The sequence below is a fragment of the Kocuria salina genome, from assembly GCF_013368965.1.
In the GTDB taxonomy this organism is placed as follows: domain Bacteria; phylum Actinomycetota; class Actinomycetes; order Actinomycetales; family Micrococcaceae; genus Kocuria; species Kocuria rosea.
Genome location: NZ_SSSF01000002.1, coordinates 252,365 through 265,240, shown reverse-complemented (window position 1 = coordinate 265,240; position 12,876 = coordinate 252,365). Strand labels below are relative to the sequence as shown.

General features: G+C 73.5%; 11 protein-coding genes and 1 riboswitch. Of the genes, 6 read left to right on the top strand and 5 right to left on the bottom strand.

The window, feature by feature from the left end; genetic code table 11:
- Positions 1-10 precede the first annotated feature (10 nt).
- The gene (locus E7Z53_RS05335; protein ID WP_035927934.1) at positions 11-775 is read right to left on the bottom strand and encodes a 3-hydroxybutyrate dehydrogenase; all 765 of its coding nucleotides are present in this window, start codon (positions 773-775) and stop codon (positions 11-13) included.
- A 192-nt stretch (positions 776-967) separates the two neighbouring features.
- Positions 968-1,071, top strand: a riboswitch (SAM riboswitch).
- Positions 1,072-1,084: 13 nt separating this feature from the next.
- Here E7Z53_RS05335 and E7Z53_RS05330 point away from each other — a divergent pair.
- The 4 genes from E7Z53_RS05330 (at position 1,085) to E7Z53_RS05315 (ending at position 7,003) form a co-directional block, all read left to right on the top strand.
- On the top strand, positions 1,085-2,287 hold the full coding sequence (locus tag E7Z53_RS05330) for a cobalamin-independent methionine synthase II family protein (RefSeq protein WP_017833110.1): 1,203 nt from the start codon (positions 1,085-1,087) through the stop codon (positions 2,285-2,287).
- 40 nt (positions 2,288-2,327) lie between these two features.
- Positions 2,328-3,545, top strand: a complete 1,218-nt coding sequence (locus tag E7Z53_RS05325; RefSeq protein WP_017833109.1) for a cobalamin-independent methionine synthase II family protein — start codon at positions 2,328-2,330, stop codon at positions 3,543-3,545.
- A 246-nt stretch (positions 3,546-3,791) separates the two neighbouring features.
- Positions 3,792-5,201, top strand: a complete 1,410-nt coding sequence (locus E7Z53_RS05320) for an MFS transporter (RefSeq protein ID WP_176337343.1) — start codon at positions 3,792-3,794, stop codon at positions 5,199-5,201.
- A gap of 137 nt (positions 5,202-5,338) precedes the next feature.
- On the top strand, positions 5,339-7,003 hold the full coding sequence (locus tag E7Z53_RS05315) for a thiamine pyrophosphate-binding protein (RefSeq protein WP_176337342.1): 1,665 nt from the start codon (positions 5,339-5,341) through the stop codon (positions 7,001-7,003).
- A 49-nt stretch (positions 7,004-7,052) separates the two neighbouring features.
- On the opposite strand, the gene E7Z53_RS05310 is transcribed toward E7Z53_RS05315, so the two are convergent.
- Positions 7,053-7,856, bottom strand: coding sequence for an alpha/beta fold hydrolase (locus tag E7Z53_RS05310; RefSeq protein WP_109221906.1), 804 nt, complete (start codon positions 7,854-7,856; stop codon positions 7,053-7,055).
- 86 nt (positions 7,857-7,942) lie between these two features.
- Between E7Z53_RS05310 and E7Z53_RS05305 the strand changes: the two genes are divergently transcribed.
- Complete coding sequence (locus E7Z53_RS05305; protein ID WP_176337341.1) at positions 7,943-9,256, top strand: condensation domain-containing protein; 1,314 nt, start codon at positions 7,943-7,945, stop codon at positions 9,254-9,256.
- 103 nt (positions 9,257-9,359) lie between these two features.
- Positions 9,360-9,632: a hypothetical protein gene (locus E7Z53_RS05300; protein WP_052132991.1), complete on the top strand. Its 273-nt coding sequence runs from the start codon at positions 9,360-9,362 to the stop codon at positions 9,630-9,632.
- Between the two features lie 24 nt (positions 9,633-9,656).
- Here E7Z53_RS05300 and E7Z53_RS05295 read toward each other — a convergent pair whose 3' ends face one another.
- The 3 genes from E7Z53_RS05295 to E7Z53_RS05285 all read right to left on the bottom strand — a co-directional run bounded on the left by E7Z53_RS05295 (position 9,657) and on the right by E7Z53_RS05285 (position 12,837).
- Complete coding sequence (locus tag E7Z53_RS05295) at positions 9,657-10,037, bottom strand: DUF1622 domain-containing protein (protein ID WP_035927946.1); 381 nt, start codon at positions 10,035-10,037, stop codon at positions 9,657-9,659.
- A gap of 78 nt (positions 10,038-10,115) precedes the next feature.
- Positions 10,116-11,825 (bottom strand): FAD-dependent monooxygenase, encoded by a 1,710-nt coding sequence (locus E7Z53_RS05290; RefSeq protein ID WP_176337340.1) that lies wholly within the window; start codon positions 11,823-11,825, stop codon positions 10,116-10,118.
- 43 nt (positions 11,826-11,868) lie between these two features.
- The gene (locus E7Z53_RS05285; protein WP_017833101.1) at positions 11,869-12,837 is read right to left on the bottom strand and encodes an MBL fold metallo-hydrolase; all 969 of its coding nucleotides are present in this window, start codon (positions 12,835-12,837) and stop codon (positions 11,869-11,871) included.
- Positions 12,838-12,876 lie beyond the last annotated feature (39 nt).

The window sequence follows — 12,876 nt, the reverse complement described above, 5'->3', positions numbered from 1 at the left end:
CGGGGCGGGCTCAGCGCGCCGTCCAGCCGCCGTCCATCGTGTAGGAGGCCCCGGTGACCATGGACGCGTGCGGTCCGGCCAGCCACGCGACCAGGCTGCCGACGTCCTCCGGGTCCACGAGCTTCTTGATCGGCGTCTCGCCGAGCATGATCCGCTCCACCACCTCGGACTCGGGGATCCCGTGCACCCTCGCCTGGTCGGCGATCTGCTTCTCGACGAGCGGGGTGCGCACGTAGCCGGGGTTGATGCAGTTGCTCGTCACCCCGTGGGCCGCGCCCTCCACCGCGACGGTCTTGGACAGCCCCTCCAGGCCGTGCTTCGCCGAGACGTAGGCGCTCTTGTAGGGGGACGCCCGCAGCCCGTGCACGGAGGAGACGTTGATGACGCGCCCCCAGCCCCGCTCGTACATGTGCGGCAGCGCGGCGCGCACCAGCAGGAACGGGGACTCCAGCATCAGCACCAGGATCCGGTGGAAGTCCGCGGGGTCGAACTCCTGGAGGGGGGCGACCTTCTGGATGCCGGCGTTGTTGACCAGCACGTCGACCTCGAGGCTCAGCTCGGCGAGCGCCGCGGTGTCGAGCAGGTCGACGGCCCACGCGCGGCCGCCGAGCTCGTCCGCGACGCGCTGCGCCCCGGCCTCGTCGACGTCGGCCACGACCACGTGCGCGCCGGAGCCGGCGAGGGCCCGGGCGGCGGCCAGGCCGATGCCGCTCGCGCCACCGGTGACGAGCGCCGTGCGGCCCTCGAGGTCCTGCTGCTGGGGCGTCTGGGACATGGGGGTCCTTCCTCTGGTCCGTCGTGCCCGCGGGGTGAGGGGCACGGATCACCGCCACGGTATGTGATCCAGGCCATGTTCGCGAAGGACAGCTCCGCCCGGGAGTGCGCGCCGGGTCGCGTCACACGGCGTCATGTCCGTCATCCGGGCGCCGAATGGCGCAGCGCGCACGGGTGCGCTTGGATGACAGGGTCACCATCCAGAGCGGCCGAGAGATCTGGCTCGACGACGCCGCAGCAACCCGGGCGACGGCATCCCCGTCCCGCCTCCGGTGCTACCGCCAGGACCGATGGAAAGGACGCACGACCCATGCTGCGAAGCGCCGACCGCATCCGCACGACCCACGCCGGGTCCCTCCCGCGCACCCCGGCGCTGCTCGAGGCCAACCGGGCGAAGGGGGCCGTCCCGGAGGCGGAGTACGACCGGCTCCTGCAGGACTCGGTGGTCGACGTGGTCCGCCGACAGCGCGAGCTCGGGATCGACGTGGTCAACGACGGCGAGTACGGCCACGTCATGGCCGCGGAGGTCGACTACGGCGCGTGGTGGCACTACGTCTTCGCCCGGATCTCGGGCCTCACCCCCGGCGACGTGGACCTGTGGGAGCAGGAGCCGCAGCGCTCCTCGCCCGGCAGGGTGGTCCTGACGAGCTTCGGGGACCGCCGGGACCGCCGGCTCTTCCACGAGGCGTACACGGACCCCTCCTCGGGCATCACCACGGGCAAGCAGGCGCCGTTCCCGAAGATCACCGGGAAGCTGGAGTACACGGGCCACGCGGCGCTGGAGGCGGACATCCGCAACCTCAAGGCCGGGCTGCAGGCCACGGGCGCGAGCGAGGGCTACCTCGCCGCGCTGTCCCCGGGCTCGTGCGCGCGGCTGGAGAACACCCACTACGCGGACGAGGACGAGGTGCTGACCGCCTGCGCCGAGGTGATGCGCGAGGAGTACCGGGCGATCACCGACGCCGGGCTGATCGTGCAGATCGACGACCCGTCCATCGCGGAGAACTGGGACCAGGTCAATCCCGAGCCCGGCGTGGAGGACTACCTCGCGTTCACCCGCAAGCGGGTCGAGGCCCTCAACTACGCCCTCGAGGGCATCCCGGAGGAGCAGGTGCGCTTCCACCTGTGCTGGGGCTCCTGGCACGGCCCGCACACCACGGACCTCGGGTTCGAGCACCTGGTGGAGCTCATGCTCTCCATCAGGGCCGGCGGCTACAGCTTCGAGGCCGCCAACGCCCGGCACGAGCACGAGTGGAAGGTCTGGCAGGACCACGAGCTGCCCGAGGGCAAGATCATCATCCCGGGGATCGTCTCCCACGCCACCAACGTGGTGGAGCACCCGGAGCTGGTGGCCGACCGGATCGAGCGCTTCGCCCGCCAGGTGGGCCGCGAGAACGTGATCGCCTCGACCGACTGCGGCCTGGGCGGGCGGATCCACCCGCAGATCGCCGCGGCGAAGCTCGAGACCCTCGCCCGCGGGGCCGAGCTCGCCTCCCGCCGGCTCTGGTCCTGACCGGCCCCCGACCTTCCCGCAGACCCTCAGGAGGACACGCATGACCATGCAGAACACCGACCACGTGCAGACCACCCACGTGGGCTCCCTGCCGCGGACCCCGCGGCTGCTCGAGGCCAACCAGCGGCACGCCGAGGGCGCCATCACGTTCGAGCAGCTCACCGACGAGCTCGCCGTGGGCGTCGAGGACGTGGTGCGCCGGCAGCGCGAGATCGGCGTGGACGTGGTCAACGACGGCGAGTACGGGCACACGATGTCCAGCGCGGTCGACTACGGCGCGTGGTGGAACTACTCCTTCTCCCGCCTCGGCGGGCTCACCCCGACCGACGAGGACCGGTGGGCATCCACGGAGAAGAGGCGCTCCTCGCCCGGCCACATCGTGCTCACGAGCTTCCCGGACCGCCGGGACCGCGAGCGCTTCCGGGAGGCGTACGAGGACCCGGCGTCGGGCATCCTCACCGGGCGCTCCTCGACCACGCAGCCCAAGATCACCGGGCCGCTGACCTACACGGGACAGGAGGCCGTGGCCTCGGACGTCCGCAACCTCCGGGCGGCCATGGCGGCCACCGGGGCGCAGACCGGGTTCGTGGCCGCCCTCTCCCCCGGCTCCGCCGCGCGCGTGACGAACGAGTACTACAGGACCGACGAGGAGCTCGTCTACGCGTGCGCCGACGCGATGCGCGAGGAGTACCTGGCGATCACGGACGCCGGGCTGACCGTGCAGATCGACGACCCGTCCATCGCGGAGTCCTGGGACCAGATCAACCCCGAGCCCACGGTCGAGGACTACCTGGCGTTCACGCGGCTGCGCGTCGAGGCGCTCAACCACGCGCTGCGGGGGATCCCCGAGGAGCAGGTCCGCTTCCACCTGTGCTGGGGCTCCTGGCACGGCCCGCACACCACGGACCTCGAGCTGAAGCACCTCGTGGACCTGATGTTGACCATCAGCGCCGGCGGCTACACCTTCGAGGGCGCCTCCGCCCGGCACGCCCACGAGTGGAAGGTCTGGAAGGACCACGCGCTGCCCGAGGGCCGCGTGATCATCCCGGGCGTGGTCTCCCACTCGACGAACGTGGTGGAGCACCCGGAGCTGGTGGCCGACCGGATCGAGCAGTTCGCCTCGGTCGTGGGCCGCGAGAACGTCGTCGCGTCGACCGACTGCGGTCTGGGCGGGCGCCTGCACCCGCAGATCGCCTGGGCCAAGCTCGAGTCCCTCGTCGAGGGAGCGCGCCTGGCCACGGAGCGGCTCTACCGCTGAGCCGCATCCCGGCGTCCCCGACGCCCCTGCCGCGCCGCCGGGCCCGGTCCTCCTGCGAGGGCCGGGCCCGGCGGTTTCCATCCCCGGTGGTCTGTGTCACATTAGTGATACATGGTTTGATTATTCCGTCCGGAGGGTGACAGGCGTCACTTCCGCCCGTAGTATCGCAATGCAATACCGAACGTTCGGTCATGATGCGTTCGGTTCCGCCGCGGACGTCGCCGTCCCCGATTCCCTGGAGATCCCATGGCGCACCCATCCTCCGTCCCGGCCGGGCGGCACGAGATGTCGCGCGAGGAGCGCAAGGTCCTCGCCGGCACCCTCGTGGGCACCACCATCGAGTGGTACGACTTCTTCATCTACGCCCAGGCCGCGGCCTTCGTCCTGGCGCCGCTGTACTTCGCGCCGCTGTCCGAGGAGAACGCCGGCCTCGCCCAGGTGGTCGCGTGGGCCTCCCTGGGCATCAGCTTCCTCTTCCGCCCGCTGGGCGCGGTGGTCGCCGGCCACCTCGGCGACAAGTACGGCCGCAAGATCGTCCTGGTCCTCACCCTGGTGGGCATGGGTGCCGCGACGATGCTGATCGGCATGCTCCCCACCTACGCGACGATCGGCATCTGGGCCCCGATCTTCCTGGTGCTCCTGCGCATCATGCAGGGCTTCTCGGCCGGCGGCGAGTGGGGCGGCGCGGCCCTGATGTCCGTGGAGCACGCCCCGCGGAACAAGCGCGGGCTCTTCGGCGCCTACCCGCAGATCGGCGTGCCGCTGGGCATGCTGCTCGCCACGTCCTTCATGTTCGCCCTCACCTCGATGATGTCCCCCGAGGACTTCCAGGCCTGGGGCTGGCGCATCCCGTTCCTGTCCTCCGTGGTGCTGATCGTGGTCGGCTACCTGATCCGCAAGACCGTCGACGAGTCCCCGGTCTTCAAGGAGATGCAGCTGCGCAAGAAGGAGTCCTCCGCTCCCCTGGGCCAGCTGTTCAAGCACCACAAGAAGCCGGTCACCCTCGCGGCCCTGATCTTCGCCGCCAACAACGCCGCCGGCTACCTGGTGATCGCGTTCTTCGCCTCCTACGGCTCCAACGTGCTGGGCATGCCGCGCTCGCAGACCCTCATCGCCTCCCTGATCGGCGGCGTGGGCTGGCTCGTCTTCACGATGTTCGGCGGCTGGATCTCGGACCGGATCGGGCGCGTGCGCACCTTCCAGATCGGCTACGCCATCATCATCCTGTGGGCCGTGCCGATGTGGTTCCTGCTGGACACCGCGTCCCTGCCGCTGTTCGCCCTGGCGATCGTGATCCTCACCGTGGGACTCGGCCCGTCCTACGGCCCGCAGTCGGCGCTCTACGCCGAGATGTTCCCGGCCCGCGTGCGCTACTCGGGCGTCTCGATCGGCTACGCGTTCGGCTCCATCATCGGCGGCGCGTTCGCCCCGATGATCGCGCAGCTGCTGCTCAACAAGACCGGGATGTCCTGGACGATCGGCGTCTACATCGCCGGCATCGCGATCGTCTCCTTCATCGCCGTCTCGATGGTGCCGAAGGACATCCAGGAGATCGACCTGCACGTCGAGGAGGTGCACGAGGACTACGTCGCCGAGCACCCCGAGGCCGCCGAGATCCTCGCGGCCGCCCAGGCCGCCGAGAAGCAGCGCGACTGAGCGCCGCCCCGGCCGAGGACCGAGCCGCCCGCCGGCACCCACGGGTGCCGGCGGGCGGCTCCGCTCGTGCGGGCACCCCGAGCACACCCCGCTCCCACCCCGGGCTCCCACCGGAGCCCCGCCGAAAGGACTCCTCCATGACCACCGACCTCCTGCTCCCCACGGTCTCGACGGCCGTTGCCGACGTGCTCGCCGAGCGCACCGACCACCTGTTCGGCCTGATGGGCAACGGCAACGCGCACCTGATCAGCTCGCTGACCTCCCGCGGCTTCGGCTTCACCTCCGCCCGGCACGAGTCCGCCACCGTTGCCATGGCCGACGCCTACCACCGGGCCACCGGGCGGACCGGGGCCGCCACGACCACCTACGGTGCCGGGTTCACCAACACCTACACCGCCCTGGCCGAGGCGCGGCTGGCCCGGATCCCCCTGGTCCTGGTCGTCGGCGACGCCCCGACCACCGGGCGGCGGGCCTTCGACGTCGACCAGACCACCGCGGCCGCCGCCGCCGGGGTCACCACCCTGGTCGCGGCCCCGGACAACGCGACCGCGATCACCCACCGGGCCTTCGACCTCGCCGCCCAGACCGTCCAGCCGGTGGTGCTGGCCCTCCCCTACGACCACGCCACCGCCCCCCTCACCGAGCAGACCGTCCTGGAGCCGCTGCCGGTCAAGCCCGCCTTCACCGCCTCCACCGAGGACCTCGACCGCATCGCCGGGCTGCTGCGCGCGGCGACCAGGCCCCTGATCCTCGCCGGGCGCGGAGTGCTCCTGGCCGGGGCCACCACCCCGCTCACCGAGATCGGGGACCGGCTCGGGGCGCTGTTCATGACCTCCGCCATGGCCACCGGGGTCTTCGGCTCCCCGTGGGACCTGGGCATCGCCGGGGGCTTCACCCGCGCCCACCGTCTGGAGCTCGCCCGGCAGGCCGACGTCGTGCTGGTCGCCGGGGCATCGCTGAACGCCTTCCAGCTGCGCTACGGCACGCTCTTCGCCGAGGGCACCCGGGTGATCCGCATCGACAACGAGCCCGAGGACCGCACGCCCCCGGTCACCGACTACGTGCGCGCGGACCTGGGACCGTTCCTCCAGGGACTCACCGGCCGGATCTCCGCCGCCGCCCCGGAGAACACCTGGCGGGCGGCCGCCCCGGAGGTCGCCACCGACGCCTTCCGCGGCTCCGCCCCGGTCGAGGACCCGGCCGAGTTCGGCCCGGACGGCCGGCTCAACCCCCGCGCCGTCGTCGCCGCCCTCGAGCACGTCCTCCCCGCCGAGCGCTCCGTGGTGATGGACGGCGGCCACTTCATCGGCTGGGCCCCGATGTACCTGACCGTGCCGGACCCGCAGGCCATGGTCCTGGTCGGCACCGCCTTCCAGTCCATCGGCCTCGGCTTCGGCTCCGCCTCCGGGGTCTCGGTGGCCCGCCCCGACCGCACCACCGTGTTCGTCACCGGCGACGGCGGCGGGCTGATGGGCCTGGCCGACCTCGAGACGTTCCTGCGCGCCACGAAGCGCGGGGTGATCGTGGTGCTCAACGACTCCGCCTACGGCGCCGAGCTGCACCAGTACGCGTCCAAGGGCCTGGACCCCACCGCGATGCTCATCGACGAGGTCGACTTCGCCGCCGTGGGCCGGGCGATGGGCGCGGCCGGGGCCAAGGCGCACACCCTGGCCGACCTCACCGCGCTCACCGACTGGCTGGCCACCCACGACGAGGGCGTCTTCGTCCTCGACGTGGCCATCTCCCAGCAGGTCGTCGCCGAGTTCATGTCCGCCTCCCTCACCGCTGGCCGCCGGCTCTGACCCGCCGGCCCCGGCGAGGCCCCGGCGGACCCCTGCGGACCTTCGCGGATCAGCCGGGCGAACCGGCCCCCCGGTCCGCCTCCACCGCCCGGACGAAGTCCGCGCACCGGCGCGGCCACTCGGCCAGCTCGGCGGGCGTGCCGGCCACGTGCAGGGCGTCGCCGGGCAGGGCCGCGCGCAGCGCCTCGGCCGTGGACAGCGGGTGGGTGGCGTCCTCGGACCAGGCCAGCACCAGGCTCGGCACGCCGATCCGCGACAGCTCCTCGACCGGCGGGAGGTCGGTGCCGGCCGCGCCGCGCAGCACGGCGGGCAGCAGGCCGGGGTCGACGCGCGGCGGGTGCACCGGCCGGTCCGCCACGGCGGGCGGCCGGGTCGCGGCGCGGCCGGCCCGGAGGTAGGCCTCGAGGCCGTGGCGCTCCACCAGGTCCGCGCCCTGCCGGTACGTCCCCGCCTGGCCGCGGCGCGAGGCCCAGGCCGTGGAGGGCACGCAGAGCGTCAGCGAGCGGAACCGCCCGGGCTCGGCGAGGGCGGCGTGCAGTAGCGTGGCCGCCCCCATGGACGGGCCGATCCCGTGGACCGGCTCACCGGGCGCCACGGCGTCCAGCAGGCGCAGCAGGTCCTCGGCCAGCCGGGGCCAGGTCCAGTCCGCGGCCACGGGCTCCGCGGCGGAGCCGCCGTGGCCCCGGGCGTCGTAGCGCACCGTCCGGTGCCCGCTCAGCCCGGCCGCCAGGTCCAGACCGCCCGCGGTGTTGGCGGCCCGGTCGGACAGCAGCCCGTGCAGCTGGACGGCAGGCGGGCCGGAGCCGGTCACGTCGTAGGTCAGGCGGCAGCGGGGGAGCTCGAGCGTCGGCATGCCGCCACGGTACGCGTAGATTGTGACCACCGGCGGACCGGACGCGTCCTCGGCGGCCGGACCCTAGGCCCGACCAGGAGGTGCGCATGCGGCTGACCAGCATCACGCACGCCCGGCTGCCCGAGGGCCGCCTGTCCAGCTGCACCGTCCCCGCCGAGGGCGCCGGCCGGCCGCTGCCGGTGTCCTTCGACCAGGGCATGCACGTCGGAGCCGGTCCCCGCCCGGGGTCCTGGATGGCCGTGGCCGTGGAGCTTCCCGCGCCGGTGGACGCCGCGCACCTGGGCGAGGCCTGGGCGGGTGTCGTGCGGCGGCACCACACGCTGCGCACCGTCTTCTCCGCCGACGACGACGGCCGCGTCCGGCTGCACGAGATCGCCGACGCCGTGCGGCCCGTGTGGACCCGGCACGAGGTCGGCGCCGCCGGGACGCGGGCGGCCCTGCAGGCGGTGGCCGACGCCGCCTGCTCCCCGCTGGCCCGGCCCTCGCACCGGCTGTGCCTGATCGAGCCCGCGGCCGGGCCCGCCGTCGTCGTGCTCGCCGCCGACCACGCGCACGTGGACGCCTGGTCCCTGCCCCTGCTCGCCCGGGACCTGCTCGACGGTCTGGACGATCTCCGCGCCGGCCGCCCGGCCGGCGCGGGCCGGGCGCCCGCGGCGTCCTTCGCCGAGCACACGCGGGAGCTCGCCGCCCGCCCCCCGGCACCGCCGCACGTGGTGCGGCGCTGGGCGCGGATCCTCGCGGACGGCAACGGCGCCCTGCCCGTCTTCCCCCTGCCGCTGGGGGAGCCCCGCGCCCCGGCACCCGAGACGGTGACCACGCACGACGTCCTCGACGCCGAGGGCCTGGCCCGCCTGGAGGCGCGCGCCGACGGGCTGCACGTCCGGCTGCTGGTCCTGGTGGTCTCGGTGCTGACCCGGGCGACCGCCGAGCTGGCCGGCCGGCCCCTGCGCGCGGTCCTGCCCGTGCACAGCCGCACCGAGCCGCACTGGCGCGACGCCGTGGGCTGGTTCATCACCAACTCGGTGCTCGAGTGCTCGGACCCCGATCCGCAGGCCTGCCGCGCTGCCGTGCGCGAGACGCTGGAGCTGGGCTCGCACGCCCTGGAGCCGATCCTGCGGCCCCACGGCGGCATGCCCGTCCCGCCGGGGATGTTCATGCTGTCCTACCTCGACTACCGGCGGCTGCCCGCCACCCTGGCCCCGGAGCTGCGGGCGCAGCACATCTCCGCGTCGGCGCCGACCACCGGGGTGCAGGTGTGGTTCGTGGTGGGCGAGGGCGGCCTGCACCTGCGGGCGCGCTACCCGGGCACCGGGCAGGCCCGCTCGTCGGTGGAGGCGTGGCTGGGCGCCGTCGGCGCGGGGCTGCGCGCGCAGGCGCGCCCGGAACCGGACCGCGGATAGCCGCGGGCCCGGACGCCCCCGAGGGCCCGGTCCGGGTACCCGTGCGCCCTGCCCCCGCCCCGGTCCGCCGACTATCCTGGTGGCAGCGGGCAGAAGGGGTCAGATGGACGACCGGACGATCGCCAGGACGCAGGCCAGGTTGATCCGCACCGCGCTGACGAGCACCGGGCTGGGTGCGCGCGACCTGTGGCTGCGGTACGTCCACCTGGGCGGAGAGGTCGGGGAGCTGGAGCTCGACGCCTACCTGCACCACGCCCTGTACCTGCCGCCCCGGCACCGGGACAGCCTGGCGCGGGCCGCCAACCAGCTGGTGCCCGGCCACCGGGTCCCGTGCAGCCGGGACCTGCGCCCGGAGGAGTACCCGCCCGAGGCCTGAGCGCCCGGCCGGGGGCCGGCGGGCCTACGCGGCGCGCTCGGGCAGGGGCGCCGCCTCGTCCTGCTTCTTCTGCCACGGCCACCGCCCGCTGATCTCGAGCTCGAGGGACCAGCTGAGGAAGGTCCGCACGACCACGATGAGCGCCAGCACCCCCACCGACTCGAACGTGGGGGTGATGGCGACGGTCTTGATGATGTCCGCGGCCACGAGCAGCTCCAGGCCCAGCAGGATCGAACGGCCGAGCCGCTGCCGGTAGCTCTCGTAGGTGTCGCGCTCCCCGCTCCCCCGCCCCAGCAGGTCCCGCCCGGCCAGGAGGGTCGCCACCACCGTCCCGACGACGATGGCGACCACGCCGGCGACGTCGACGGCCTCCCCGACCAGCTCCATGGACTCCTGGAACGACATCCTGCACCTCCGGTGACCCCGGCGGGACGCGCCGGCTCGAGTCTGCGATGAGGACGCCAGGATCTCACGGGTCCGCCGTCAGCCGGCGGCGGCGACCTCCTGGGGCACGGTCTCCGGCGCGGAGCCCCGCCGCCTGGGGGGACCGGGCGGCCGCTCGCGCTCGGCGAGGACCCGGGCCGCCTCCGAACCGGGGGCGGCGACGGTGTTCTGCAGGGCCCGGCTCAGCGCCCGGGGGTCCGTGCCGTCCACCACGGCCGCGATGTGCGAGTCGGGGCGGATCACCCACACGTCGGTCGGCTCCGGCTTCAGCGCCTCGGCGAGCTTGCCGGTGGTGTCGATGTCCGCGATGGCGTGCAGGCGCAGCGGGGACCGGATGGCGGCGAGCGCGGTCCCGCGCACGAGCTCCTGGTCGACCGCCGGACCGGTGAGGAGCAGGATCCCGAAGCGGGCGAGCTCGCGGACGCGGTCGGCGGCGATGCCCGGGACGGCGACCGGGACGTCCGGCAGCAGCACGCCGGGGACGGGGTCGGGGACCTCCCCCTTGGGCGGGCGCCCGGCGAAGGTCCGGGTGGGGTGCGGGGTGGTGAGCGGGGAGTCGACGTACCAGAAGGGCTCGGCCAGGCGCCCGGAGTCCACGTAGGTTGACGCGGCCGGGTCGCCGATCGCCCGCTCGAGCTTGGCGAGCCGCTCGGCCAGCTGCTCCTCGGTGCGGGGCACCAGGAAGTCCATGGTGGCCTCGGTGACCTCGAGGTTCTCGACGGCGGCGGCGCGGCGCTCGACGTCGTAGGACTCCAGCAGCGCCGGATCGGCGTTGCCGCGCAGCACCGAGGTCAGCTTCCAGGCGGCGTTCTCGGCGTCGCCCACGCCCGAGTTGAGCCCGCGGGCGCCGAACGGGGAGACGATGTGCGCGCAGTCCCCGGCCAGCAGCACCCGGCCCACCCGCATCCGCGAGGCCAGCCGGGCGTGGAAGCGGTAGACGGACTTCCAGACGATCTCGTAGTCCGTGTCCCCGATGATCTGGCGGATCCTCGCGTCGAGGGCCCCGGAGGCCTCCTCGGCGTCGAGGTCGTAGTCGCCGGGCACCTGCCAGTCGATCCGGAAGGTCGAGTCCGGGCACGGGTGGATGAGCACCTGCCGGCCGGGGTTCCACTCGGGGTCGAAGTAGAAGCGGCGCTCGGTGGCCCAGCCGGGGATGTCGGCCCGGATGTCGCAGATCAGGAACTTGTCCTCGAACGAGCGGCCGTCGAAGCTCACCCCGAGCTGGTCGCGCAGCCACCGCGCCTTCGAGCCGAGCGCGGCGATCGCGTAGTCGGCCACGATCTCGGCCCGGCCCCCGTCGCGGCAGGAGCACACCACGGTCACGGAGCGCTCGTCCTGGGTGATCGAGACGATCTCGTGGCCCCAGACCTCCTCGATCAGCGGCTCGGCGGCGATCTTCTGCGCGAGCAGCTCCTCGGTGCGGGTCTGGGAGATGTTCACGAACGGGGGGAACGGGGACTGCCCCCTGTCCCGGAAGGGCTGGGCGAACAGCTCCTTCTCCCGGTAGAAGGTGCGCGCGGTGTCCCACGTGACGCCCTCGGCGGCCACCTGCCGGCCCACGCCCACGGCCTCCCAGACCTCCAGGACGTCGCGCTGCTGGCAGATCGCCTTGGACCCGATGGGGTCCCGCTCGGCGCGGGCGTCCAGGACCGTGACGGGGATGCCCCACCGCGCCAGCAGCAGCGCCGCGGTCTGGCCCACGGGCCCGTTGCCGAGCACCAGCACCTTGCCGGAGTTGAATCGTCTCACTGTCGCCCTCCTCGTTCTCGTGTCGCTGCTCGTGGGGACCGGGTCAGCCGTTCTGGAGCTGGTCCCAGACCTCGCGGTCGCGCTCGGCGGTCCAGATGACGGGCCGCTCGATGCCCGAGAGCTCGTCCCACAGCCGGGAGACGTCGAAGGGCAGGCAGTGCTCGAAGATCGGCCAGTGGCCGAAGTCGTCGTAGAGGGCGGTGTGCACGGCCTCGAAGGCGTCCTTGAGCGTCCCGCCGTTCTTCTGGACGGTGCCGACCTCCTCGATCATGACGTCCAGGAAGCGGCGGGTCTGCTCGATCGCCGCGTCCACGGCCTCCCGGCCCCTCGAGACCGCCCCGCGCCCGCCCACGAGCTGCTCCGCACCCAGCGCCTTGACGGCGTCGAGGGTGTGGCTCGCCCAGTCGCGGTGGAAGGCGTCCCCGGTGTAGAGGGCGGCCTCGGCCTCGACCAGGTCCCCGGCGAAGAGGATCTTCTGCTGGGGCAGCCAGGCGACGATGTCGCCCTCGGTGTGGCCGCGGCCGAAGTGCTGGAGCACGAGGTCCCCGCGGTCCCCGCCGAGGTCGATGGTCAGCTTGTCCCGGAAGGTCACCGTGGGCCAGGTCAGGCCCGGGACGGTGTCCGCGCCCTTGGCCAGGCGCGGCATGCGGCCGAACTCGGAGGCCCAGTCCTCCTTGCCGCGCTCCACGATGAGGTCGTAGGTGTTCTCGTGGGCGACGATCGTCTCGGCGTGGAAGGCCGAGGCGCCGAGCACGCGCACCGCGTGGTAGTGGGAGAGCACCAGGTAGCGGATCGGCTTGTCGGTGTGCTTCCGCAGCTCCGCCAGCCACTCGGCGGCCACCACGGGGGTGGCCAGGGCCTCGAAGCAGACCAGGAAGTCCTCCCCCTCGATCGCCCCGATGTTCGGGTCCCCCTCGGCCGTGAGGGCGTAGACGCCCTCGGCCAGGATCTCGAGGGTCTTCTGCTTCTCGCCGAGGTCCGCCGAGGACGCGAACGACTTGGTGGTGCCCATGTGCCGTCTCCTTCGTGGGGCCGCGCAGGGCCCGGGATA